Below are 24,742 nucleotides of genomic sequence, written 5' to 3'. Positions count from 1 at the left end.
CGCAGCGCTCACGGGCGTAGGCTCGCGACGGGCTCACCACCCCACAGCCCGACGAAACTCACTGAAAGAGGACCTCACCACCGTGACTGCTCTGACTCTCAGCACCGCCGCCGCGACCGGCCTGCGCGCCGACGCGATCGTCGTCGGTGTCGCGAAGGGCGCTGGATCCAAGGGGGGCCTGGTCGTCGCTCCCGGCGCCGAGGCCGTGGACAAGGCGTACGACGGCAAGCTCGCGTCCGTCCTGGAGACCCTCGGCGCCTCCGGCGGCGAGGGCGAGGTGACGAAGCTCCCCGCGCCGTCCGGCCTCAAGGCTCCGGTCGTCGTCGCGGTCGGTCTCGGCGGGGTCCCGGAGAAGGACGAGACGTACGGCACGGACGCGCTGCGCCGCGCCGCGGGTGCCGCCGCCCGCGCGCTGACCGGTGCGAAGAAGGCCGCGTTCGCGCTGCCCGTCGAGGACGCCGGCGACGCCTGCGCCATCGCGGAGGGTGCCCTGCTCGGCTCGTACTCCTTCGACGCGTACAAGGACCAGGCCGACGCCAAGGGGACGAAGAAGAACGGCAAGGACGCCAAGGCCCCGCTGGCCGAGGCCGTGCTGCTCGGCGCCAAGCCCCGCGACAAGGCGTACAAGGCCGCCGTCGAGCGCGCCACCGCCGTCGCCGAGGAGCTGAACCGCGCCCGCGACCTGGTCAACACCCCGCCGAACGACCTCAGCCCCGAGGCCTTCGCCGCCGTCGCCCAGGCCGCGGCCAAGGAGCACGGCATCAAGGTCCAGGTGCTCGACGAGAAGGCCCTCGCCAAGGGCGGCTACGGCGGCATCCTCGGCGTCGGCGCGGGCTCGGACGCCCCGCCGCGCCTGGTGAAGCTGTCGTACACGCACTCCAAGGCGAAGAAGCACCTCGCCTACGTCGGCAAGGGCATCACGTACGACTCGGGCGGCATCTCGCTGAAGCCCGCCGGTCACAACGAGACCATGAAGTGCGACATGGCCGGCGCCGCCGCGGTCTTCGCCGCCGTCGTCGCCGCCGCGCGCCTCGGCCTCGAGGTGAACGTCACCGGCTGGCTGGCGCTCGCCGAGAACATGCCGTCCGGCTCCGCGACCCGCCCCGGCGACGTCCTGCGGATGTACAGCGGCAAGACCGTCGAGGTCCTCAACACCGACGCCGAGGGCCGCCTGGTCCTCGCCGACGCGATCGCCAAGGCCTCCGAGGAGGAGCCCGACGCGATCGTCGACGTGGCGACGCTGACCGGCGCCATGATGATGGCGCTCGGCAACCGCACCTTCGGCATCATGTCGAACGACGACGCCTTCCGTACGTCGGTCCACGAGATCGCCGAGGAGGTCGGCGAGCCCTCCTGGCCGATGCCGCTCCCCGCCGACCTGCGCAAGGGCATGGACTCCCCCACCGCCGACATCGCCAACATGGGCGAGCGCATGGGCGGCGGCCTCGTCGCCGGACTCTTCCTGAAGGAGTTCGTGGGCGAGGGCATCACCTGGGCCCACCTCGACATCGCCGGCCCGGCCTTCCACGAGGGCGCCCCCTACGGCTATACCCCCAAGGGCGGCACCGGCTCCGCGGTCCGCACCCTGGTCCGGCTCGCCGAGCACACCGCATCGGGCGACCTGGGCTGATCCACGGACGCGCACAGGGCCCCGGACCCGTCTGGTGTCCGGGGCCCTGTGTGATTTCGCCCTCGACTGCGATTTCGCCCTCGACGAAATCCGTACGTTCGTACGCAACACAAGGCCCTGGAGACGGTCGATCGAACGTCTCACAGCCTGGCCCGGCGTCCCGTCTGTCGGCGACAAGTGCGAAGATGGGTTCTCGGCAGGACAGGGCCCCCACCAAAGGGCCGAAACAAGAGCGGCCGAATACCAGCCGACCGACCGGTCGTCCCCAGCGAAAAGGGGTCCGGCGTCCGGCGCACATGCATGGAGGACGTGACGTGGCGAACGACGCCAGCACCGTTTTCGACCTAGTGATCCTCGGCGGTGGTAGCGGCGGTTACGCCGCGGCGCTGCGCGGAGCGCAGCTGGGCCTGGACGTCGCCCTGATCGAGAAGAACAAGCTCGGCGGCACCTGCCTGCACAACGGCTGCATCCCCACGAAGGCGCTGCTGCACGCCGGCGAGATCGCCGACCAGGCGCGCGAGGCCGACCAGTTCGGCGTGAAGGCCACCTTCGAGGGCATCGACATCGCGGCCGTCCACAAGTACAAGGACGACGTGATCTCGGGCCTGTACAAGGGCCTCCAGGGTCTCGTCGCCTCCCGCAAGGTGACGTACATCGAGGGCGAGGGCAAGCTCTCGTCGCCGACCTCCGTGGACGTGAACGGCCAGCGCATCCAGGGCCGCCACATCCTCCTCGCGACCGGCTCCGTGCCGAAGTCGCTGCCGGGCCTGGAGATCGACGGCAACCGCATCATCTCCTCGGACCACGCGCTGACCCTGGACCGCGTCCCGGAGTCCGCGATCATCCTGGGCGGCGGCGTCATCGGCGTCGAGTTCGCCTCGGCGTGGAAGTCCTTCGGGACCGACGTCACGGTCATCGAGGGCCTCAAGCACCTCGTGCCCGTCGAGGACGAGAACAGCTCCAAGCTTCTTGAGCGCGCCTTCCGCAAGCGCGGCATCAAGTTCAACCTCGGCACGTTCTTCGAGAAGGCCGAGTACACCGAGAACGGCGTGCGCGTCACCCTCGCCGACGGCAAGACCTTCGAGGCCGAGGTCCTCCTGGTCGCCATCGGCCGCGGCCCGGTCTCGCAGGGCCTCGGCTACGAGGAGCAGGGCGTCGCGATGGACCGCGGCTACGTCCTCGTCGACGAGTACATGCAGACCAACGTCCCGACCGTCTCGGCCGTGGGCGACCTGGTGCCGACCCTCCAGCTCGCGCACGTCGGCTTCGCCGAGGGCATGCTGGTGGCGGAGCGCCTGGCCGGCCTCAAGACCGTCCCGGTCGACTACGACGGCGTGCCCCGGGTGACGTACTGCCACCCCGAGGTCGCCTCCGTGGGCATCACCGAGGCCAAGGCCAAGGAGATCTACGGCGCGGACAAGGTCGTCGCCCTCAAGTACAACCTCGCGGGCAACGGCAAGAGCAAGATCCTGAAGACCGCGGGCGAGATCAAGCTCGTCCAGGTCAAGGACGGTGCCGTGGTCGGCGTCCACATGGTCGGCGACCGCATGGGTGAGCAGGTCGGCGAAGCCCAGCTGATCTACAACTGGGAGGCGCTGCCGGCCGAGGTCGCCCAGCTCATCCACGCCCACCCGACGCAGAACGAAGCGCTCGGCGAGGCCCACCTGGCCCTGGCGGGCAAGCCGCTGCACTCCCACGACTGACCTCCGGTCACTCGGGCGCGACGACCCAGACTTTCCGCAATTTTCGTAAGGAGCAACTGAAACCATGGCGGTTTCCGTATCCCTTCCGGCGCTCGGCGAGAGCGTCACCGAGGGCACTGTCACCCGTTGGCTGAAGGCCGAGGGCGAGCGCGTCGAGGCCGACGAGCCGCTGCTCGAGGTCTCGACCGACAAGGTCGACACCGAGATCCCCTCCCCCGCCGCCGGCATCCTGGCGTCCATCAAGGTCGCCGAGGACGAGACCGTCGAGGTCGGCGCCGAGCTCGCCGTCATCGACGACGGCTCGGGCGACGCGGGCGGCTCGGCCGCCCCGGCGCAGGCCGAGGCCCCCGCCGCCCCTGCCCAGGAGGAGGCCCCGGCCGCCCCCGCGCAGGAGGAGGCCCCCAAGCAGGAGGCCCCCGCCCCGTCCGGCGGCGGCGCCGCCGAGGGCACCGAGGTCACCCTGCCCGCGCTCGGCGAGTCCGTCACCGAGGGCACCGTCACCCGCTGGCTGAAGGAGGTCGGCGAGGAGGTCGCGGCCGACGAGCCCCTCCTGGAGGTCTCGACGGACAAGGTCGACACCGAGATCCCCTCGCCGGTCGCGGGCGTGCTGCTCGAGATCGTCGTCGGTGAGGACGAGACCGCCGAGGTCGGCGCCAAGCTCGCCGTCATCGGTGCGCCCGGTGCCGCTCCGGCCCCGGCCAAGGAGGAGGCCCCGGCCGCCCCCGCGCAGGAGGAGGCCCCCAAGCAGGAGGCTCCCCAGCAGGAGGCCCCGAAGCAGGAGGCCGCCCCGGCTCCCGCGCAGCCCGCCGCCCAGGCCCCGGCCGCTCCGGCCCAGCCCGCGGCTCAGGCTCCGGCCCCGGCCAAGCCCGCCGCCCCGGCCGCCCAGCCGGCTCCGGCCGCTCCGGCCGCCCCGGCGCAGGCCACCCCGGCCGACGACGGTGCCTACGTGACCCCGCTGGTCCGCAAGCTCGCGTCCGAGAACGGCGTGAACCTCTCCGAGGTCACCGGTTCCGGTGTCGGCGGCCGTATCCGCAAGCAGGACGTCATCGCCGCCGCCGAGGCCAAGAAGTCGGCCCCGGCTCCGGCCGCCGCCGCGCCGGCCGCCGCGCCGAAGACCCCGGCTCTGGAGGTCTCCCCGCTCCGCGGCCAGACCGTCAAGATGACCCGCATGCGCAAGGTCATCGGCGACAACATGATGAAGGCCCTGCACTCGCAGGCCCAGCTGACCTCGGTCGTCGAGGTCGACATCACCAAGCTGATGAAGCTGCGCGCCAAGGCGAAGGACTCCTTCGCGGCCCGTGAGGGCGTCAAGCTCTCGCCGATGCCGTTCTTCGTCAAGGCCGCCGCCCAGGCGCTGAAGGCCCACCCGGTCATCAACGCCCGGATCAACGACGACGAAGGCACCATCACGTACTTCGACTCGGAGAACATCGGCATCGCCGTGGACGCCGAGAAGGGTCTGATGACGCCGGTCATCAAGGGTGCGGGCGACCTGAACATCGCCGGTATCTCCAAGAAGACCGCCGAGCTGGCCGGCAAGGCCCGTGGCGGTGGCCTCACCCCGGACGACATGTCCGGCGCCACCTTCACGATCTCCAACACCGGTTCGCGCGGCGCCCTGTTCGACACGGTCATCGTGCCGCCGAACCAGGCCGCGATCCTCGGCATCGGTGCCACGGTGAAGCGCCCGGTCGTCATCAACCACCCGGACCTCGGCGAGACCATCGCCGTCCGTGACATGACGTACCTGTCGCTCTCCTACGACCACCGTCTGGTGGACGGCGCGGACGCCGCCCGCTACCTGACCGCGGTCAAGGCGATCCTGGAGGCGGGCGAGTTCGAGGTCGAGCTCGGCCTGTAGTCCTCCCGCCGCGTGAGGCTGTAACACTCGTCTCATCAGCGCGTACGCCCCCGTCCGGAGTCTTCCGGGCGGGGGCGTCGCCGTATTGTCTAGGGGTCACACGCCCTTGGGGTCCGCAGCCCCTGCCGGAGGAGCTCTCATGACCGCGCCCGTCGTTCACTCGCTGCGCGAACAGATCCGCGAGCACATCGTGGAGGGGATCGTCAGCGGGCGCTGGAAGCCGGGCGAGCGCATCGTGGAACGCAGGATCGCGGTGGAGCTGGAGGTCTCGCAGACCCCGGTCCGCGAGGCGCTGCGCGAGCTGGAGACGCTGCGGCTCATCGAATCGGCGCCCAACAAGGGTGTACGCGTACGCAATCTGACGGCCGCCGACCTGGAGGAGAGCTACCCCGTCCGGGCCGGTCTGGAGGCCATCGCGGCCGAGCTCGCGGCGGAGCGGCTCGGCGCGGACTGCTCGGCTCTCGAACCGCATGTCGCCGCCCTCTACGAGGCGGACCGCGCGTCGGACGGCACCGGGCAGGTGCGGCACACCGTCGCCTTCCACCGCGAGCTGGTGCGGGCCGCGGACAACTCCGTGCTTCTGCACACCTGGGAAGGGCTCGGCATCGAGGTCTTCACGGCCCTGTCGATCCGCTGGCTCGGCACGGTCCAGCAGTCGTACGCGGAGGAGCACGAGGCCCTGGTCTCCGCCTTCCGCCGCCGTGACCCCGCCATCGCCGAGCTGGTGAAGGCGCACGTGCTGGGGTGCGCGCCGCGGGCCTGAGCCGGTGCTCATCCGTGGCCGTCGGCCCGCAGACGTGCTCCGACCTGTGTAAACCCTTCAAATCGAAGGCACCGCGTGCCCGCTTTGCTGGCACCGGATGCCGACTTTCGCGATCTGGGGAAGTTTTTCGCTCAACGCTTTGATCGATCATCGATCACGGGCTTACAGTCGTCGATGGCTCTCACCAGAGCCTCACGCCCTGTCCTGCCAAAGACATCGGGCACCCCCACCCCTTACCGAACAGGGGACCCCCTCCGACTCAGGAAGGCGGCGCAATGACCGACCCCTCCGCAACCCAGCCGAGCGAGCTCGACCAGCTCCCGGACCGCGACCCCGAGGAGACCGCCGAATGGCAGGCCTCCCTGGACGCCGTTACTCAGGCGGCCGGGCCGCACCGTGCCGCGTACCTGATGCGCCGCACGCTGGAGCGTGCCGAGGGCGCGGGCCTGGCGCTGCCCAAGCTCCTCGAGACGGACTACGTCAACACCATCCCCACCTCCGCCGAGCCGTCCGTCGACGGTGACGAGGAGATGGAGCGGAAGATCACCGCGTGGAACCGCTGGAACGCGGCCGCGATGGTCACCCGCGGTTCGAAGCACGGCGTCGGCGGCCACATAGCGACCTTCGCGTCCGCGGCCTGGCTGTACGAGACCGGCTTCAACCACTTCTTCAAGGGCAAGGAGTCCCAGGACGCCCCCGGCTCCGGTGACCAGCTCTACATCCAGGGCCACGCCTCCCCCGGCATCTACGCCCGCGCCTTCCTCGACGGCCGCCTGAACGAGGCGCAGCTCGACAACTTCCGCCAGGAGGCCGGCGGCAACGGCCTCCCGTCGTACCCGCACCCGCGCCGTCTGCCCTGGCTGTGGGAGTTCCCGACCGTCTCCATGGGTCTGGGCCCGCTCTCCGCCATCTACCAGGCGCGCTTCAACCGGTACCTCACCAACCGCGGCATCAAGGACGTCTCCGCCTCGCACGTGTGGGCGTTCCTCGGTGACGGCGAGATGGACGAGCCCGAGTCGACGGCGGCCCTCGCACTGGCCGCGCGTGAGGGTCTCGACAACCTCACGTACGTCATCAACTGCAACCTGCAGCGCCTCGACGGCCCGGTCCGCGCCAACTTCCGCGTGGTGCAGGAGCTGGAGGCGCAGTTCCGCGGCGCCGGCTGGAACGTCATCAAGGTCCTGTGGGGCAACGCCTGGGACGAGCTGTTCCAGCTCGACACCACGGGCGCCCTGGTCCGCCGCCTCCGCGAGGTGCCGGACGCGCAGTTCCAGACGTACGCGACGCGCGACGCCGCCTACATCCGCGAGCACTTCTTCGGCTCCGAGCCCGCGCTCGTCGAGCTGGGCAAGCTGCTCACGGACGACAAGATCAGCGAGTGCTTCCACCTCTCGCGCGGCGGCCACGAGGCCCGCAAGGTGTACGCGGCCTACCGGGCGGCGCTCACCCACAAGGGTGCGCCGACCGTGATCCTCGCGCAGACGGTCAAGGGCTTCACCCTGGGCAAGGGCTTCGAGTCCAAGAACGCCAACCACCAGATGAAGAAGCTCACGGTGGACGAGTTCAAGGACATGCGGGACCTGCTCGGCCTGCCGATCCCGGACAGCGCGTTCGCCGACGGCCAGGTGCCCTACGGCCACCCGGGCGCCGACTCCCCCGAGGTCCGCTACCTCCAGGAGCGCCGCGCGGCCCTCGGCGGCCCGGCCCCGGCCCGCCGCACGCAGCCGCTCGCCCCGCTGCCCGCCGCCGCGGACAAGACGTTCGCCTCCTTCGACAAGGGCTCCGGCTCGCAGTCGGTGGCGACGACCATGGCGTTCGTACGCCTGGTCAAGGACCTGGTCCGCGACAAGGAGACCGGCAAGCGCTGGGTGCCGATCGTCCCCGACGAGGCGCGCACCTTCGGCATGGAGTCGCTCTTCCCGTCGCTCGGCATCTACTCGCCGAAGGGCCAGACGTACGAGCCGGTCGACCGCGACCAGCTGATGTACTACAAGGAGGCCAAGGACGGCCAGATCCTCAACGAGGGGATCACCGAGGCCGGTTCGATGGCGGACTTCATCGCCGCGTCCACCGCGTACGCCACACACGGCGAAGCGATGATCCCCTTCTACATCTTCTACTCGATGTTCGGCTGGCAGCGCACCGCCGACCAGATGTGGCAGCTCGGCGACCAGCTCGGCCGCGGCTTCCTCGTCGGCGCCACCGCAGGCCGTACGACGCTGACGGGTGAGGGTCTGCAGCACGCGGACGGTCACTCGCCGGTCATCGCCGCGACGAACCCGGCCGCGCTCTCCTACGACCCGGCGTTCGCCTACGAGATCGCCGCGATCGTCAAGGAGGGGCTGCGCCGCATGTACGGCGAGGCCCACGAGGGCGAGGACCAGAACGTCTTCTACTACCTCACCGTCTACAACGAGCCCATGCCGCAGCCCGCGAAGCCCGCGGGTGTCGACGAGGGCATCGTGCGCGGCCTGTACCGCTTCAACACGGCGGAGTCCGCGGGCCTCTCCCCCGCGGCCAACGCCGCGCGCATCCAGCTGCTCGGCTCCGGCACGGCCATCCACTGGACCCTGAAGGCCCAGAAGATGCTCGCCGAGGAGTGGGGCGTGGCCGCCGACGTGTGGTCCGCGACGTCCTGGACCGAGCTGCGCCGTGACGCCCTGGAGGCGGACGAGGCGCTGCTGCGCGGCGAGGAGCGCACTCCGTACGTGCGCAAGGCGCTCGAGGGTGCGCAGGGCCCCGTGCTCGCCGTCTCCGACTACATGCGTCAGGTCCCCGACCAGATCGCGCAGTGGGTCGAGCAGGACTACTCCTCGCTCGGCGCGGACGGCTTCGGCCTCTCCGACACGCGGGAGGCCGCGCGCCGCCACTTCGGGGTCGACGCCGAGTCGATCGTCGTCGCCGCGCTGGCGCAGCTCGCCCGCCGCGGCGAGGTGCCCGCGTCCGCGGTGAAGGAGGCACGGGCCAAGTACGGTCTGTGAGTCTTCGGGAGTACTGAACCGCCGCTTCGCGGCGGATGTCCCCCACCCGCCCGCCCGTTCACCCGCTTCGCGGTGAACGGGCGGGCGGGTGTTTTCGTGGGCGGCATCATGGACCCATGCGCGCTGCCCGCCTCATCAAGATGGTGCTTCTGCTCCAGGCACGGCCCTCCATGACCGCCGCCGAGCTGGCCGCCGAGCTCGAGGTTTCCGAGCGGACCATCACGCGTGACGCGCAGGCGCTGTCCGAGGCGGGCGTGCCCGTCTACGCCGACCGGGGGCGCACCGGCGGCTACCGGCTGATCGGCGGCTACCGCACCCGCCTCACCGGGCTCGGCCGCAGCGAGGCCGAGGCGCTCTTCCTCTCCGGAGTGCCGGGCGCGCTGCGGGAGATGGGGCTCGCGGACGCGGCGTCCGCGGCCCGGCTCAAGGTGTCGGCGGCGCTCATGCCGTCGCTGCGGGACGCCTCGCAGAACGCCTCGCAGCGGTTCCATCTGGACGCGCCGGGGTGGTTCCAGGAGAAGCCCGCCCCGGAGCTGCTGCCGGCCGTGGCGGACGCGGTCTGGGACGACCGGTGCGTGACCGCCCGCTACCGCCGCCAGGAGGCCGAGGTGGAGCGGGAGTTGGAGCCGTACGGTCTCGTGCTCAAGGCGGGCGTCTGGTACTTGTGCGCGCGGGTGCCCGAATCCGGGGCGTACCGCGTGTACCGCATCGACCGGTTCACCGCGGTGGAAGCCGGCGAGGAGCGGTTCGCGCGGGACGAGGAGTTCGACCTGCCCGGCTTCTGGGAGGAGCGGGCGGCTCAGTTCGCGCGGGCGATCCTGCGGACCGAGGTCGTGGTGCGGCTCTCCGAGGCGGGCGTGCGACAGCTGCCGTACGCCACCGACCGCGTCGTCGCCCGCGAGGGGATGGAGTCGGCGGGCGAGCCCGACGCGACGGGCCGGGTGACGGTCACCCTGCCCGTCGAGAACGAGGACGTGGCGTACACGCAGCTCATGGCGCTCGGCCCGGAGGTGGAGGTGCTGGAGCCGCTGAGCCTGCGCGCACGCTTCGCGGCCGCCGCGGCGCGGACGGCGGCGCTCTACCGCTGACGCTCTCCTCCTGAGGCTCTACCGGTATCCGGTGACGTCCGCCGTGGGGCTCTCCTGGTCGACCTCGGTGATGTACCGCCAGGCGTCGGGCCGTGAGCCGTCCACGTCCGTGAAGCCGTACTCCTTGGCGAGGCCGCCGCTGGAGAGCGACGCGCCGTTGTGGCGTGCCACCTCGGGGTCGGCGGCGAGCGCGACGAGGGCCCGGCCCACGAACGTCGGTGTCTCGGAGATCGCGAAGTGCGGGTTCTGCTCGCAGCCCGCCCGCCAGTTGTCCTCGGTGACCTTGAAGTGGGTGTCGAGCATGGCTTCGGAGCGCAGCCAGCCGGGGGTGAGGCAGAGCGCCGTGCAGCCGTACTCCTCGACCTCCTCGGCGAGGTCCCGCGCCATGCGCAGCGGGGCGGCCTTGGCGAGGTCGTAGTAGAAGGGCTTGCGGTAGTTCGGGCCGTTGTACTCGGCCGTGCCGTCGGTGACCTCGACGACGAGGCCGCCGGGGTTCTTGACGAGGAGGGGCAGCGCGTACCGGCTGGTGACGATGTGGGTCTCGATGCCGAGGCGCAGGATGCGCAGCCCCTTGTCGAGGTCGTGCTCCCACATCTTCTTGTCCCACTCGACGTGGATGTCGCCGCCCCAGATGTCGTTGACGAGGATGTCCAGGCGGCCCTGTTCCCGGTCGATCCGGTCGACGAGGGCCTTCACCTGCTCCGGCTCCAGGTGGTCGGTGGGGACGGCGATGCCCGTGCCGCCGGCCGCGTCGACCAGTTCGGCGGTCTCCTCGATGGTCTCAGTGGTCCGGCCGCTCTCGCTGGCCTGCGCGCGGGTGGTCCGGCCCGTCACGTACACGGTGGCTCCGGCGCGGCCGAGCTCCACGGCCATGGCGCGGCCGGCGCCGCGGGTGGCGCCGGCGACGAGGGCGATCTTCCCGGTCAGGGTCTGCGTGGTGTCCATGTCTGCGAGGCTGCCAGCAAAAGGGGACATCTTCTGTCGGGCTTTCCGCGGGCATGTGCGCGGATAACGAGACAGCCGCATTCCGGCGCACTCCGCGTGCGCCCCCACTCCCCAGGACCGATGCTGGACCCGTGATGGACGAGACGGAGTTCTGGGAGATCGTGGACAGCACCCGCGAGGCCGCCGACGGCGACCCCGAGGACCACGCCGAGCTGCTCGTCGAGAGACTGCTGCAGTCGGACCCGGAGTCCGTCCTCGACTTCGCCCGTCACTTCGAGGCCCGCTACAACCGCGCCTACCGCTGGGATCTGTGGGGCGCGGCCTCGGTGCTTCTCGGCGGCGCGAGCGACGACGCCTTCGACTACTTCAGGTGCTGGTTGATCGGGCAGGGCCGGGCGGTCTACGAGGGCGCGGTGCACGACCCCGACGCGCTCGCCGACCTCCTAGACGAGTTCGACGAGGAGCTCGACGGGGACGGCGAGGAGCTCGGCTACGCCGCGGACGAGGCGTACGAGCAGCTCACCGGCCTCGACACCCCGGACCTCGGCATCCCGCCCGCCCCCGCCGAGCCGGAGGGCACCCCGCTCGACTTCGAGAACGATGCGGTGCTCGCGGAGCGGTACCCGAAGCTGTGGGACCGCTTCATGGCCGACTAGATCCGGGGGCCGCCGGGTCAGAAGTGCGTGCCGCCGTCGATGCGGATCTCCGTGCCGGTGATGAAGCGGCCGTCGTCCGAAGCGAGCATGGCGACGACGGAGGCGACGGTCTCGGGGCCCGCGAAACCCTGGCCGAGGGCGGGCGCGAGCTTCACGAAGAGGCTCATGTCCGCGTCCTCGGGCAGGCCGGGGCCGACGCTCTGCCTGCTGGCGCCGGAGCCGTCCGTCATCCCGGAGGAGATGGAGCCGGGCTGCACGGCGGTGAAGCGGATGCCCTGCTTGCCGTACTCGGCGGCCAGCGCGTGCGTCATGGACTGGATGCCGCCCTTGCTCGCCGCGTACGCCGCCATGTACGGGTGGGCGAACATCGCGGACGTGGAGCTGAAGTTCACGACGGCGGCGCCGTCGCCTTCGAGGAGTGCGGGGATCGCCTCCCGGATCATCAGGAAGGTGCCGGTGAGGTTGACGCCTATGACCTGGTTGAAGGCGTCGAGGGTGGTCTCGTGGGTGTGCGAGGAGCGCAGGATGCCTGCGGCGTTGACGAGGACGTCGAGACCGCCGAGCGCGGCCGTGGCGGCGGCCACTCCCGCGCGGACCGAGGCCTCGTCGGCGATGTTCACGACCACGGTGGTGAGGCGCTCCGCGTCGGTTCCCGCCTTGGTCACGGTGTCCTCGAGGCCGTCCTCGCTGACGTCGGCGGCGACGACGCTGCCGCCCTCGGCCAGCATGCGCAGGACGGTCGCCTGGCCGATGCCGGAGCCACCGCCGGTGACCAGGGCGCGGCGCCCCTCGTAACGGTTCAGGGTCTGCGTGGCGCTCTGCATGGCGTACTCCCGCTCTCGCGACTGTCGTGCTTTCTCGATGCACGGTACGCCCAAGTGGCACGTTATGCCACCTTGGCTGCCTGCGCCCATCTGGCGCGGTCGGCGTAGGCTTCGGCGCGTGAGCAACCAGTCGCCGACCCCGCCCCTCTCCCTCACGGAGCGCCGCAAGCTGACCACCCAGCTGGAGATCGCGCACGCCGCGGCCGAGCTCTTCACCGCGCACGGGCCCGACGGCACCACGGCCGAGGCCATCGCGGGCCGGGCCGGGGTCGCGCTGCGCACCTTCTACCGGTACTTCCGCACCAAGCAGGACGCGGTGGGCCCGCTGCTCGCCGTCGGCGGGGCACGGTGGCGCGCGCTGCTCGCGGGGAGCGAGCCGGGCGTGGCGCTGCCCGAGGCGCTGCGGGGCGCGATCGCCGAGGCGCTCGCCGTCCGCGACGCGACCGCCGCCGCCGGGCTGCGGCAGGTCCGCGGGCTGCTCCGCGCGGCCGCCGACGACCCTGCGCTGCGGGCGGTCTGGTACCGCGTGAACCAGGAGTCGGAGGAACGGCTGCGGCCCGTCGTCGCGGAGCTCGCCGGCGAGGGGGCGCGGCCGCTTGAGGTCCGTGTGGCCGCCGCCGCGGCGACCGACGCGATCCGGATCGCCCTGGAGATGTGGGCGGAGTCGGACGCGGACGTCACGGGCCCCGGCTCCCCCGCCGAGCTCGCGGCGCGGTGCCTGCGGGGTCTGACGGGCGGATGGGACCGCTGACCGTCACACCTGCTGCGTGGAGTCGAGCGGCCCCGGCGCGAACACCATCATCGTCACGTCGTCCCGTACGCGCCCCGCGTACCGCACCACGTCCGCCCACACCTGCTCCACGAGCCCCGCCGGGTCGTCCAGCAGCGCCGGGTCCGCCTTGAGCATGGCGGTGAGGCGTTCGTCCAACGGGTAGAACGCGCCGGCCGCGTCCCGTGCCTCGCTCACCCCGTCGGTCAGGCCGAACAGCAGGTCACCGGCGAGCAGCGGCACGGTCAGCCCCTCGGGCGGGGCGACGCCCGCGATGCCAAGGCCGAGCGGCGCGCCGGAGATCACGTCCAGCTCGGTGACCTCGGGGCCGCGCAGCAGCAGGGGCGGCGGATGTCCGCAGGAGACGACGCGTACGACGGAGGCGTCGTCGGGGAACTCCAGGAGCACCGCCGTCGCGAACAGTTCGGCGTGCTCCTGGTCCGCGGAGTCCACGACGAGCCTGCGGTCGAGCTGGGCGGCGACCCCTTCCAGGTCCGCCTTGTCGATGACCGCCTCGCGGAACGCGCCGAGCAGCGCGGCGACCGTGCCGACCGCCTCCAGCCCGTGGCCCCGCACGTCGCCGATGAGGGCGCGCACCCCATGCGGCCCTCTGCGTACGTCGAAGAAGTCGCCGCCGACCAGCGACTCGTGCTCCGCGGCCTGGTACAGGCCCGCGAACCGCACCCTGCCGACCCGTTCCGGCAGCGGCGGCAGGACGGCGAACTGGGCCGCCTCGGCGACCGTGCGGACGGTCACGAGCTGGGCCTCGCGGCGGCTGCGCACCCAGGCGAAGAGCACGCTGAGCACCGCGATGAAGGTGATCGTCAGGGCGTCGCTGGTGCCCGGGTGGCCGAGGCCGAAGTCCGGCAGGGAGAGCAGCAGGACCACGACGCCCCCGACGAGGGCCGTGGCGGCGGGCCCGTACGACAGGGCGGCCAGCGGCGGGACGGCCGCGACGAGGAAGCTGAGGTCCACCGTCTTCGGGGTGACCAGCTGGACGAGGACGATCGCGAGGAGGAGCAGCGGCGGGGGCCAGCGCACCCAGGGCGGGGGCGGCGTGCCGCGCAGCAGCCAGTCGCGCTGTTCCGCGTCTCGCCGTCTGGCCGCAGCCCTGATCATCTCTTCACGCTCCTACGAGCACGGCGCCCCCGCACGCCGGGCAGGTCCGTCGGGTCATGCGCCGGTCAGAGGGGGCGGCCCATGAGGACGTCGTCGACGTACGCCCCGTCCAGCAGGAACTCGCCGGGCAGCACGCCTTCGATGACGAAGCCCTCCGCCTCGTAGAGCTTGCGGGCGGGGGTGTTGTGCGCGAGCACCCGCAGGGTGATGCGCACCGCGCCCTGGCGGCGGGCCTCGTCCATGGCCGCCCGGAGCAGCCGCCTGCCGACGCCCAGGCCGCGCACCTCCTCGGCGACGACGAAGCCCTGGATCTGGCGCACGTGCGCGTTGACGAGCAGCGGGGTGGGGAAGCCGAGCTTCACATAGCCGACGAGCCGCCCGTCCACCTCGCCGACCAGGTGGTCGCGGGGGCCGAAGCGGTCGTTGAAGAAGGGCTCGTAGGGAGGCTCGGGGCGGGGCTGGACCGCGTGCAGCGTGGACCAGGTGGCACGGTCGAGACGGGCGAGCGCGTCGTCGTCCTCGGGCCGTGCGGTACGTATGTGCATGTCCGGCATGGCGCCACTGTACGGCGGCCGGATCGCGCGCCACGTCGGCCGCGCGGAGCGGGCGCCCGCGCGGTTTCCCGGGGCAGGATGGAACGCATGGAAACCACACACTCGCGCGTCGCCGTGACCGGCGCCTCCGGGCTCATCGGTACGGCGCTCACGCGCTCCCTGACCGCCGACGGGCACGACGTGGTGCGGTTGGTGCGCAGGGCGCCACGCGGCAAGGACGAGGTGCGCTGGGACCCCGAGGAGGGGTTCGTCGACAAGGCCGGGCTCGTGGGCTGCACCGCGGTCGTCAATCTGGCGGGCGCGGGCATCGGGGACCACCGCTGGACGGCCGCCTACAAGCGGGAGCTCAGGGACAGCAGGGTGCTCGGCACCGGCACGCTCGCCGCCGCCGTGGCCTCGCTGGACGAGCCGCCGCGGGTGTTCGTGAACGCCAGCGCGATCGGCTACTACGGAGACACCGGCTCGCGGGCGGTGGACGAGAGCGCCCCTGCCGGGACGGGTTTTCTGCCGTCGCTGTGCGTGGAGTGGGAGGCCGCCGCGGCCGCGGCCCAGGAGGCGGGCATCCGTACCGTCTTCGCCCGCAACGGCCTCGTGGTCGGCCGCGGGGGCGGCGCCTGGGGCCGGCTCTTCCCGCTCTTCAAGGCGGGGCTCGGCGGGCGCCTCGGCAACGGCCGGCAGTACTGGAGCCACATCTCCCTGCACGACGAGGTGGCCGCGCTGCGGCACCTGATCGACACGGAGACACTGTCGGGCCCGTTCAACCTCACGGCGCCCGAGCCGCGCACGAACCGCGAGGTGACGGCGGCGATGGGGCGGGTGCTGCACCGGCCGACCCTCTTCACCGCGCCCGCGCCCGCGCTGCGCGTGGTGCTCGGGGAGATGGCGGGGGACGTCCTCGGCAGCCAGCGGGTGCTCCCGACGCGGCTCCTGGAGTCCGGCTTCACGTTCGCGTTCCCCGGCATCGAGGAGGCGATCCGGGCGGCGCTGAGGTGAGGTGCCTGGCCGGCCGCGGTGACCGGCCGCGGCCACGCCGGGACGGGTCCCGGCGCGGATGCCTCCGGCGTACGCCCCTGACGGAAAGTGACCGAACGCCTTCCGCCACATGACCACTGTGCGACCGGTGTGCGACCGTGCCCGGTCGATGCGCGACTCCTTCTGACCGGAACCGCTCCTACCCTCGTGCCGAACTCGGGTATTCCGGAGCCCTGTTGGGGGCATCAGCAACCCAGCAGCCGCGCGACCTCGGGAGGGGCACGTGCCAGAGCATGCGCACCATGCGGATGTCGTCATCGTGGGAGCCGGGGCCGCCGGACTCTCGGCAGCACACCGGCTGACCAGCGCCGGTGTAACGACCGTTGTCCTGGAGGCCGCTCCTTACGTCGGCGGCCGGATGGCGACCGAGAAGGTCGACGGGTTCCGGCTCGACAGAATCGGCCAGCTCCTCACCACGTCGTATCCGGAACTGCGCAGGACCCCGGGACTCGACTCCCTCGTCCTGCGTCCCTTCGCGCCCGGCCTCCTCGTGCACAGCGAGGGCCGCAGGCACCGCGTCGCCGAGCGGCTGCCCGGACGGAGCGCAAGGGGCGCACTCACGGCGGCGCGCGCCCTGACGAGCGCCCCCCTGGACCAGGCCCGGCTCGGCGCCGCCCTCGCCCGTATCGCCGCGACCCCTGTCGAGCGCCTCCTGGCCCGGCCCGAACTCCCGGCGGCGGCCGCCCTGTCCGCCCGCGGGCTGCCCGCCCGCACCGTCGACGGCTTCCTGCGCCCGCTGCTCTCCGCGCTCCTCTGCGACCCGGGCCTGACCACGTCGAGCCGGTGCGCGGACCTCACCCTGCACGCCTTCGCCCGCGGCCGCCTCTGCCTGCCGGAGGGCGGCGCGGACGTCCTGCCCGAGCTCCTCGCCACGGCCCTGCCGACCGGCGTGGTCCGCACCGGCGTCCGCGTCACCTCGGTCTCCACGAGCTCCGTCAGGACCGCCGAGCACGGCGAGATCGCCTGCCGCGCCGTCCTGCTCGCCACCGACGCACGCGCCGCCGCCGACCTCCTCCCCGGCCTGCGCGTGCCGCCCTTCCACGAGGTCACGGTGGTCCACCACACGGCACCCGAACCGCCGCTCGACGGGCCCGCGCTGCTCCTGGACGCGGACCGGGCGGGCCCGGTCGCCCACACCGCGGTCGTCAGCCGGGTCGACCCGTCGCGCGCGCCCGCCGACCGCGTGCTCATCTCCTCGACGGTCCTCGGCCCGCCGCCGGACGAGTCCGCCGTCCGCGCGCATCTCGCCACGCTGTACGGGACGCCGACCGACCGCTGGGAGACGCTCGCCGTCCACCACACCCGCGAGGCCGTGCCCGCGATGCCGCCCCCGCACGACGTGCGGCGCCCGGTGCGGCTGCTCTCGGGGCTCTACGTCTGCGGCGACCACCGGGACACCAGCACCGTGCAGGGCGCCCTGCACTCGGGGCGGCGCGCGGCCCACGCCGTCCTCGCCGACTTCGGCATCTCCTCCTCGTACGCCCAGGAGCCCCTGCCCACCGCCGCCTGACCCCTCCGATCTCCGGTCCCGCTCCCCCGGAAGCCCCCGCGCCCCCCACGCGGGGGCTTCTCCCCGTGCGCCTCAGCCCAGCGCCGCGACCTTGTCCCGGTATCCCCGCACCGGGGCCGCGTCCCGGTAGGGCTCAAGACGGCGTTCGAATTCGCGTACGTACTCGTGCGCCCGCGCGGACCGCATCTCGCCCGCGGCCTGCGCGGCCTCGGCACCCAGCTGGCAGGCCACCTCCAGCTCGCCGAGGCCGAGCCGCGCGGTGGCGAGGACGACCCGGCAGAACAGCCGACTGCGCGCGAAGGCGGGGGCGCGCAACTGGAGGGAGCGCTCGGCGTACTGCGCCGCCGCGCGGTACTGCTGGAGGTCGCGGTAGCTGTGCCCCAGCTCGTCCGCGAGCTGCGCCTCGTCGAAGAACCGCGCCCAGTGCGGCACCTCGTCGCCGGGCCGCGCCGCCTCGAGGGACCGCTCGGCCCGCCCGAGCGCCGCGGTGCAGGCCCGCACCTCGCCGAGCACGCCGTGCCCGCGCGCCTCCGCGGCGTACAGCAGGGCCTGCACGACGTGCGGCGCCGCGGAGCCGACGCCCTGCTGGGCGACCCGTGCGAGCTGCACGGCCTCGCGCCCGTGGCCGAGGTAGACGGCCTGGCGGCTCATCGTGACCAGGACGTACGAGCCGTACGCCCGGTCGCCCGCGGCCTGCGCCAGGCGCAGCGCCTGGACGTAGTACCGCTGGGCGAGGCCGTGGGCCGCGATGTCGTACGACGTCCAGCCTGCGAGGCGGGTCAGGTCGGCGGCGGCCGCGAAGAGCCGCCGCCCGGCCTGTTCGCCGTAGACGCCGCGCAGCATCGGCTCGGCCTCGTGCTCCAGATAGCGGACCAGGGCCTGCCTGGCGTGCCCGCCGCCGTACGCGTGGTCGAGCGCGCGGAAGAGCTCGCCCACGGAGCGCAGGGCTGCGATGTCGCCGCTGCTGACCCGCTGTCCCGGGCCGCGCTCGGGGCCCTGGCGCTGCCGGGGCACGGCGGGGCGCCCCTGGGCGGGCACGCGCGCGTGGGACGGGTCGACGTCCCCGCGTCCGACGCGTTCGTCGGCGCGGCCGATCAGCCAGTCCCGGCTCGGCACCACGAGCCCGGCCGGGGTGAACGCGATCTTCCGTAGCTCCGCGTGGCTTCCGGAGTCCTTGCGCCACAGTCCGCCGACGATGTCGACGGCCTCCTCGGGGGTGGCCGCGAACTCGAGCCCCGCGTACACCGGAGCGCACGCGTCGAGCCCGAGATCCTGGGCGGACAGGCGCCGGCCGAGCCGTCTCGTGAAGACCTCGGCGATCAGCGCGGGTGTGGTGCCCCTGGGCTGCTGACCGCGGAGCCAGCGGGTCACGGACGTCTTGTCGTACCGCAGGTCCAGGCCGTGCTCGAGACCCAGTTGGTCGACGCGGCGGGCGAGGCCCGCATTGGAGAATCCGGCTTCCGAGATGAGCGCGGCTAGCTGGCGGTTGGGAGTGCGCTGCGGGGGTCGTTCCGTCATCGGCTGTGCGGTCTCCTGCCTTTCGGGCCTGCCTTGAGCAGCCCTTATGGCCTCGTGAACGGCGTGAATGTAACGGCCATCACAGCCCGCGGAAGCGCCTTCTCCGGGCATTCATCCGATCGTGTGAGGAACCCGGGCCGAGGTTGCCGGCGGAGGGGGCCCGTACAGTGGCAGGGGCGCGATATGTGCACGATGAACGTTCAGGGAGGCACCTGCCGTGAGTGAGTTTCGGTTCGTCCGGCTGGGCTTCGGCCCGGACTCCGTGGAGTACCAGGAGGCGTGGGACGAGCAGCGCCGTGTGCACGCCGCCCGCTTCGCCGACGAGGTCCCGGACACCTGCCTGCTCCTGGAGCACCCGCCGGTCTACACCGCGGGCCGCCGCACCGAGGACAGCGAGCGCCCGCTGGACGGCACCCCCGTCATCGACGTGGACCGCGGCGGCAAGATCACCTGGCACGGCCCCGGCCAGCTGGTGGGGTATCCGATCCAGAAGCTGCCGCGCCCGGTGGACGTCGTGGCGCACGTGCGCCGCCTGGAAGAGGCGCTGATCCGGACGTGCGCGGAGTTCGGTCTGGAGACCACGCGCGTGGAGGGCCGCAGCGGCGTGTGGGTCCTCGGCGACCCGGTGGAGCAGCGCCCCGCGCTCGGCGGGCTCTCCCTCGACTTCGACCCGCGCCTCCAGGACGACGAGTTCGACGCCCGGTTCAACGGCCCGGAGTACGCCCCGTCCAACGCGGGCCAGCGCCGCGAGGACCGCAAGATCGCGGCGATCGGCATCCGGGTCGCCAAGGGCGTCACGATGCACGGCTTCTCGCTGAACGTGAACCCGGACAACACGTGGTTCGACCGGATCATCCCGTGCGGCATCAGGGACGCGGGCGTGACGTCCCTCGCGTACGAGCTGGACCGCGAGATCACCATCGCCGACGTGCTGCCGGTCGCCGAGCGGCATCTGCGGGACGTCCTGGAGAACGCGGAGCTGAAGCCGCGGGCCGTGGAGCCCGCCTCCGCCTAGGGGCAACCCGCTCCGCATGGGGGCCACCCCCGGGGCTCGGGGAATGCACCCCGTTGGCCAGAGGTTGGCCGGTAGTAAGCCCAACGACATCACGGGCGTACCCTGGTGGACGCCGAAGAATCGAAGCTACAGGGAGCCGATGTGTCCGCAGTCGCACCCGACGGACGCAAGATGCTGCGCCTGGAGGTCCGGAACGCCCAGACCCCCATTGAGCGCAAGCCCGAGTGGATCAAGACCCGGGCGAAGATGGGCCCCGAGTACAACGCCCTGCAGAAACTCGTGAAGAGCGAGGGCCTGCACACGGTCTGCCAGGAGGCGGGCTGTCCGAACATCTACGAGTGCTGGGAAGACCGCGAGGCCACGTTCCTCATCGGCGGCGACCAGTGCACGCGGCGCTGTGACTTCTGCCAGATCGACACCGGCAAGCCGCAGGCCCTCGACCGCGACGAGCCGCGCCGCGTCGGCGAGTCCGTCGTCACGATGGACCTGAACTACGCCACGATCACCGGCGTCGCCCGCGACGACCTGGACGACGGCGGCGCCTGGCTGTACGCCGAGACGGTGCGCCAGATCCACGCCATGACGGCGGAGCGCGCCGAGGGCTACACCAAGGTCGAGCTCCTCATCCCCGACTTCAACGCCGACCCCGACCAGCTCGCCGAGGTCTTCTCGTCGCGCCCGGAGGTCCTCGGGCACAACGTCGAGACGGTGCCGCGCATCTTCAAGCGCATCCGCCCCGGCTTCCGTTACGAGCGGTCCCTCGAGGTCATCACGAAGGCCCGCGAGGCCGGCCTGGTCACCAAGTCCAACCTGATCCTGGGCATGGGCGAGACCCGCGAAGAGGTCAGCGAGGCGCTGCGCCAGCTGCACGAGGCGGGCACCGAGCTCGTCACCATCACGCAGTACCTGCGCCCCACGCCGCGCCACCACCCCGTGGAGCGCTGGGTGAAGCCCGCCGAGTTCGTGGAGCTGAAGGAGGAGGCCGAGCAGATCGGCTTCTCCGGTGTGATGTCCGGCCCGCTGGTCCGCTCCTCGTACCGCGCGGGCCGCCTGTACCAGATGGCGATCGAGAAGCGCGGTTCGTACGTGGCTTCGCAGGCGGTGTGACACCGGCACATGCCGGGCACGCACCGACTGTGTGAATCGGCGCACAAGCGAATACCGCCCGGTACTGGCCGTAATGACGCGGCCCATACGATCCCCGCAGGTGAACGGGACCGTATGGGCCGCGTCAGTGTTTTGGGCCCCCGTATCAAGGTTTCATCGGCGTTTGACCGGTCGGTCACGTCCTGGTAACACCAATCAGTGACCCTGGTACTACCGCACGTACAGCCTTACCCATGGCCCAGCTTCACCCCCGTAACTCAGCTTCACCCGTAGCCCAGCCTCATCCACAGCCGCTCCCCCCACCCGAGCCGCTCCCCAGGAGGGCCCCATCATGCAGGCCGCGCCCGTTCGCGCCACCGCCATCCCGTCCGTCTCCACCGCCCTGCGCGCCGTCGAGTCGCTGCTGATGAGCGGCGGCCAGCGCACCGCACGGCGCAACGCCTGGACCTCCGTCCTGGAGGACCGGCGCCGCGCCAAGGACCGGGTCGAGGCACTGCGGGTACTCGAAGAGACCGTGACGACAACCCGCACGTCGTAGTTGCCTCCGGGGCCACGTAGACTTCTCGGCATGGCGAGGAAGGAAACCACCGCGGCGGATGCGGCCGCGGAGCCAGGGCGACTCAAGCAGATCGCTCTGACCTACAAGATGACCCGGCGGGCCGACTCCAAGATCGGTCTCATCATCGCGGCTGTGGGAATCGTCGTCTTTGGCGTCTTCCTCGCGATCGGCTTCTGGGTGGGTCACCCGATCTACCTGGGCATTCTCGGCTTCCTGCTCGCCTTCCTCGCGATGGCGATCGTCTTCGGACGCAGGGCCGAGCGCGCCGCCTTCGGGCAGATGGAGGGCCAGCCCGGTGCGGCGGCCGCGGTGCTCGACAAGATCGGCCGCGGCTGGACGACGACCCCCGCGGTCGCGATGAACCGCAGCCAGGACGTGGTGCACCGCACCGTCGGCAAGGCCGGCATCGTCCTGGTCGCGGAGGGCAACCCGAACCGCGTGAAGGGCCTGCTGGCCGCCGAGAAGCGGAAGATGGCCCGCATCGTGGCGGACGTCCCGGTGCACGACGTCATCGTCGGCACCACCGAGGGCACGGTCTCGCTGAAGAAGCTGCGCACGACGCTCCTGAAGCTGCCGCGTGTCCTCACGGGCCCGCAGGTCACCGCGACGAATGACCGCTTGCGGGCGATGGGTGACCTCATGTCCAATATGCCGTTGCCGAAGGGGCCCATGCCGAAGGGCATGCGGATGCCTCGTGGCGGCCCGAAGATGAAGTAGCGAGCGCTTTTCTTCTCGCTTACGCGCGCCTTGCGTCTCGCGTCTTGCGTCTTGCATTGCAGGAAGGCCCCGGAACCATGGGTTCCGGGGCCTTCTTCGTGCGTTCGACGGCTGGCGCCGGGGTCAGATCTCGGCAGATCCCGGGATCAGATCCGGATCTGGATGGCGCGGGAGAGGCGGTCGTGGAGGCCGCGGCCGTCGCGGTCCCAGATCAGGGCGGGGATGACGAGGCAGAGCAGGATGCCGCGGACGAGGGCCCAGCCGGGAGCGAGGCGCCCGCCGCTCTCGGCGATGACGCGGAGCCGGAAGAGGGCCTTGCCCGGCGTGCAGCCGACCGTGGCGACGGTCAGCACGCTCATGACGAAGAAGATCCCGAGGGCCCAGTTGCCCAGCGCCTGCTGGTCACCGCCGGCGAACAGACCGTATGCGATGAGCATGCACAGGCCCCAGTCGACGGCGATGGCGCCCATGCGGCGGCCGGGACGGGCGATCGACCCCGGTCCCTCCTCGGGCAGGCCGAGTTGCTGACCCCGGTATCCGAAGTCGACACCGGCTTCCTCGGCGGCCGCGCGGGGGCCGGACAGCCACGATCCGATTGCTTGCCTCTTGTCCACCCGTCAAAGGTACTGCGCCCCTTGTTCCACGGGGGTGGGCGGGGTGTTCCACGGGGGTGGGCGGGGTCGAACGCAAGACCGCATACGCCGGACACAGGGCTGGGCCTGTCGCGTATCGCCCGTCCTCCGGTTAACTTCGACGAAACAAATGGGTCATGCTTGAGAAATCCCCCGTCCTTATGGTCGGGTCCCAGCGTGTGCCACCGCACTGGCCGCACGACGAGCTGCAACCCGAGCTGCAACCCCGTCCCGCCCCGGGCGGGAGTAGGAGGAGTTGGATGTTGTTCCAGAACGCCGACGACGCGAAGAAGTTCATCGCGGACGAGGACGTCAAGTTCATCGACGTCCGCTTCTGCGACCTGCCCGGTGTGATGCAGCACTTCACGATCCCGGCGGCGGCGTTCGACCCGGACGAGGAGCTGGCCTTCGACGGTTCGTCGATCCGTGGCTTCCAGGCCATCCACGAGTCCGACATGGCGCTGCGCGCCGACCTGTCGACGGCCCGCGTGGACCCCTTCCGCCGCGACAAGACCGTCAACATCAACTTCTTCATCCACGACCCGATCACGGGCGAGCAGTACAGCCGTGACCCGCGGAACGTGGCGAAGAAGGCGGAGGCGTACCTCGCCTCGACCGGCATCGCCGACACGGCGTACTTCGGCCCGGAGGCCGAGTTCTACGTCTTCGACAACGTCCGCTTCCAGACGTCGGCGAACGAGAGCTTCTACCACATCGACTCCGAGGCCGGCGCCTGGAACACCGGTGCGGTCGAGAACAACCGCGGCTACAAGGTCCGCTACAAGGGTGGTTACTTCCCGGCCCCGCCGGTCGACCACTTCGCGGACCTGCGCGCCGAGATCTCCCTCGAGCTGGACAAGAACGGCCTCCAGGTCGAGCGCCAGCACCACGAGGTGGGCACGGCCGGCCAGGCCGAGATCAACTACAAGTTCAACACGCTGCTCGCCGCGGCCGACGACCTGATGCTCTTCAAGTACATCGTGAAGAACGTCGCCTGGCGCAACGAGAAGACCGCGACGTTCATGCCGAAGCCGATCTTCGGCGACAACGGTTCGGGCATGCACGTCCACCAGTCCCTGTGGTCGAACGGCGACCCGCTCTTCTACGACGAGCAGGGTTACGCGGGCCTGTCGGACACCGCCCGCTACTACATCGGCGGCATCCTCAAGCACGCCCCGTCGCTGCTGGCCTTCACGAACCCGACGGTCAACTCGTACCACCGCCTGGTCCCCGGCTTCGAGGCCCCGGTCAACCTGGTCTACTCGCAGCGCAACCGCTCGGCGGCCATGCGTATCCCGATCACGGGCTCGAACCCGAAGGCCAAGCGCGTCGAGTTCCGCGCGCCGGACCCGTCCTCGAACCCGTACCTCGCCTTCTCGGCGCTGCTCCTGGCGGGCCTCGACGGCGTCAAGAACAAGATCGAGCCGGCCGAGCCGATCGACAAGGACCTGTACGAGCTCGCCCCCGAGGAGCACGCGGGCGTCCCCCAGGTCCCGACCTCCCTCCCCGCGGTCCTCGACGCCCTCGAGGCGGACAACGAGTACCTCCAGGCGGGCGGCGTCTTCACGTCCGACCTGATCGAGACGTGGATCGACTACAAGCGCACGAACGAAATCGCCCCGATCCAGCTCCGCCCGCACCCGCACGAGTTCGAGCTTTACTTCGACATCTAAGCCGCGGGATCGACTGACTGGTTCCCGGCTGTTTCCCACCGCCTCGTGCACCGCTTGTGCACCGCCCAGCCAGTTCCCTATGTGGT

At 71.5% G+C, this 24,742-nt stretch carries 21 protein-coding genes; 15 read left to right on the top strand and 6 right to left on the bottom strand.

Annotation, left to right across the window (positions count from 1 at the left end):
• The first annotated feature begins 82 nt into the window (after positions 1 to 82).
• The 6 genes from ACZ56E_RS19025 (at position 83) to ACZ56E_RS19000 (ending at position 10,026) form a co-directional block, all read left to right on the top strand.
• Positions 83 to 1,630, top strand: a complete 1,548-nt coding sequence (locus tag ACZ56E_RS19025; RefSeq protein WP_471215483.1) for a leucyl aminopeptidase — start codon at positions 83 to 85, stop codon at positions 1,628 to 1,630.
• A 314-nt stretch (positions 1,631 to 1,944) separates the two neighbouring features.
• On the top strand, positions 1,945 to 3,333 hold the full coding sequence (gene lpdA / locus ACZ56E_RS19020) for a dihydrolipoyl dehydrogenase (protein WP_471215481.1): 1,389 nt from the start codon (positions 1,945 to 1,947) through the stop codon (positions 3,331 to 3,333).
• 64 nt (positions 3,334 to 3,397) lie between these two features.
• Positions 3,398 to 5,194 (top strand): 2-oxoglutarate dehydrogenase, E2 component, dihydrolipoamide succinyltransferase, encoded by a 1,797-nt coding sequence (sucB, locus tag ACZ56E_RS19015; RefSeq protein WP_468600267.1) that lies wholly within the window; start codon positions 3,398 to 3,400, stop codon positions 5,192 to 5,194.
• A 139-nt stretch (positions 5,195 to 5,333) separates the two neighbouring features.
• Positions 5,334 to 5,957 carry a GntR family transcriptional regulator gene (locus tag ACZ56E_RS19010; protein WP_468600269.1) on the top strand — a complete coding sequence of 208 codons (624 nt, stop codon included), beginning with the start codon at positions 5,334 to 5,336 and terminating at the stop codon, positions 5,955 to 5,957.
• Between the two features lie 275 nt (positions 5,958 to 6,232).
• Positions 6,233 to 8,938 carry a pyruvate dehydrogenase (acetyl-transferring), homodimeric type gene (aceE, locus tag ACZ56E_RS19005; RefSeq protein WP_471215478.1) on the top strand — a complete coding sequence of 902 codons (2,706 nt, stop codon included), beginning with the start codon at positions 6,233 to 6,235 and terminating at the stop codon, positions 8,936 to 8,938.
• 116 nt (positions 8,939 to 9,054) lie between these two features.
• Positions 9,055 to 10,026: a helix-turn-helix transcriptional regulator gene (locus ACZ56E_RS19000; RefSeq protein WP_471215476.1), complete on the top strand. Its 972-nt coding sequence runs from the start codon at positions 9,055 to 9,057 to the stop codon at positions 10,024 to 10,026.
• Between the two features lie 18 nt (positions 10,027 to 10,044).
• On the opposite strand, the gene ACZ56E_RS18995 is transcribed toward ACZ56E_RS19000, so the two are convergent.
• A complete protein-coding gene (locus tag ACZ56E_RS18995; RefSeq protein ID WP_471215475.1) occupies positions 10,045 to 10,971 on the bottom strand; it encodes an SDR family oxidoreductase in 927 nt (308 codons plus the stop codon).
• Between the two features lie 134 nt (positions 10,972 to 11,105).
• Between ACZ56E_RS18995 and ACZ56E_RS18990 the strand changes: the two genes are divergently transcribed.
• The gene (locus tag ACZ56E_RS18990; protein WP_471215686.1) at positions 11,106 to 11,627 is read left to right on the top strand and encodes a DUF4240 domain-containing protein; all 522 of its coding nucleotides are present in this window, start codon (positions 11,106 to 11,108) and stop codon (positions 11,625 to 11,627) included.
• 17 nt (positions 11,628 to 11,644) lie between these two features.
• Here the strand turns inward: ACZ56E_RS18990 and ACZ56E_RS18985 are convergent, their stop codons facing one another.
• The gene (locus ACZ56E_RS18985; protein WP_468600277.1) at positions 11,645 to 12,451 is read right to left on the bottom strand and encodes an SDR family NAD(P)-dependent oxidoreductase; all 807 of its coding nucleotides are present in this window, start codon (positions 12,449 to 12,451) and stop codon (positions 11,645 to 11,647) included.
• A gap of 118 nt (positions 12,452 to 12,569) precedes the next feature.
• On the opposite strand from ACZ56E_RS18985, the gene ACZ56E_RS18980 reads away from it, so the two are divergent.
• A complete protein-coding gene (locus ACZ56E_RS18980; protein WP_471215473.1) occupies positions 12,570 to 13,202 on the top strand; it encodes a TetR family transcriptional regulator in 633 nt (210 codons plus the stop codon).
• 3 nt (positions 13,203 to 13,205) lie between these two features.
• Here ACZ56E_RS18980 and ACZ56E_RS18975 read toward each other — a convergent pair whose 3' ends face one another.
• Positions 13,206 to 14,339, bottom strand: coding sequence for a PP2C family protein-serine/threonine phosphatase (locus ACZ56E_RS18975; protein ID WP_471215471.1), 1,134 nt, complete (start codon positions 14,337 to 14,339; stop codon positions 13,206 to 13,208).
• A 65-nt stretch (positions 14,340 to 14,404) separates the two neighbouring features.
• A complete protein-coding gene (locus ACZ56E_RS18970) occupies positions 14,405 to 14,893 on the bottom strand; it encodes a GNAT family N-acetyltransferase (RefSeq protein WP_468600283.1) in 489 nt (162 codons plus the stop codon).
• An 87-nt stretch (positions 14,894 to 14,980) separates the two neighbouring features.
• Between ACZ56E_RS18970 and ACZ56E_RS18965 the strand changes: the two genes are divergently transcribed.
• On the top strand, positions 14,981 to 15,886 hold the full coding sequence (locus tag ACZ56E_RS18965; protein WP_471215468.1) for a TIGR01777 family oxidoreductase: 906 nt from the start codon (positions 14,981 to 14,983) through the stop codon (positions 15,884 to 15,886).
• A gap of 262 nt (positions 15,887 to 16,148) precedes the next feature.
• Entirely contained in the window at positions 16,149 to 17,435 is a 1,287-nt protein-coding gene (locus tag ACZ56E_RS18960; protein WP_471215466.1) for an NAD(P)/FAD-dependent oxidoreductase, read from the top strand.
• A gap of 72 nt (positions 17,436 to 17,507) precedes the next feature.
• Here the strand turns inward: ACZ56E_RS18960 and ACZ56E_RS18955 are convergent, their stop codons facing one another.
• Positions 17,508 to 18,953: a regulator gene (locus ACZ56E_RS18955; protein ID WP_471215464.1), complete on the bottom strand. Its 1,446-nt coding sequence runs from the start codon at positions 18,951 to 18,953 to the stop codon at positions 17,508 to 17,510.
• A 217-nt stretch (positions 18,954 to 19,170) separates the two neighbouring features.
• Here ACZ56E_RS18955 and lipB point away from each other — a divergent pair, with 217 nt between their 5' ends.
• The 4 genes from lipB to ACZ56E_RS18935 all read left to right on the top strand — a co-directional run bounded on the left by lipB (position 19,171) and on the right by ACZ56E_RS18935 (position 22,351).
• Entirely contained in the window at positions 19,171 to 19,968 is a 798-nt protein-coding gene (lipB, locus tag ACZ56E_RS18950; RefSeq protein WP_468600291.1) for a lipoyl(octanoyl) transferase LipB, read from the top strand.
• A gap of 141 nt (positions 19,969 to 20,109) precedes the next feature.
• Positions 20,110 to 21,075: a lipoyl synthase gene (locus tag ACZ56E_RS18945; protein ID WP_471215462.1), complete on the top strand. Its 966-nt coding sequence runs from the start codon at positions 20,110 to 20,112 to the stop codon at positions 21,073 to 21,075.
• A gap of 331 nt (positions 21,076 to 21,406) precedes the next feature.
• A complete protein-coding gene (locus tag ACZ56E_RS18940) occupies positions 21,407 to 21,613 on the top strand; it encodes an SCO2195 family GlnR-regulated protein (protein WP_365367177.1) in 207 nt (68 codons plus the stop codon).
• Positions 21,614 to 21,643: 30 nt separating this feature from the next.
• A complete protein-coding gene (locus ACZ56E_RS18935) occupies positions 21,644 to 22,351 on the top strand; it encodes a DUF4191 domain-containing protein (RefSeq protein ID WP_468600293.1) in 708 nt (235 codons plus the stop codon).
• A 146-nt stretch (positions 22,352 to 22,497) separates the two neighbouring features.
• Here ACZ56E_RS18935 and ACZ56E_RS18930 read toward each other — a convergent pair whose 3' ends face one another.
• A complete protein-coding gene (locus tag ACZ56E_RS18930) occupies positions 22,498 to 22,965 on the bottom strand; it encodes an RDD family protein (RefSeq protein ID WP_468600295.1) in 468 nt (155 codons plus the stop codon).
• 281 nt (positions 22,966 to 23,246) lie between these two features.
• Here ACZ56E_RS18930 and glnA point away from each other — a divergent pair, with 281 nt between their 5' ends.
• Positions 23,247 to 24,656 carry a type I glutamate--ammonia ligase gene (gene glnA / locus ACZ56E_RS18925; RefSeq protein WP_398298442.1) on the top strand — a complete coding sequence of 470 codons (1,410 nt, stop codon included), beginning with the start codon at positions 23,247 to 23,249 and terminating at the stop codon, positions 24,654 to 24,656.
• Positions 24,657 to 24,742: the final 86 nt, after the last annotated feature.

It is taken from the genome of Streptomyces sp. NPDC039480 (assembly GCF_055597165.1).
This window is presented reverse-complemented; position numbering and strand designations above follow the sequence as displayed.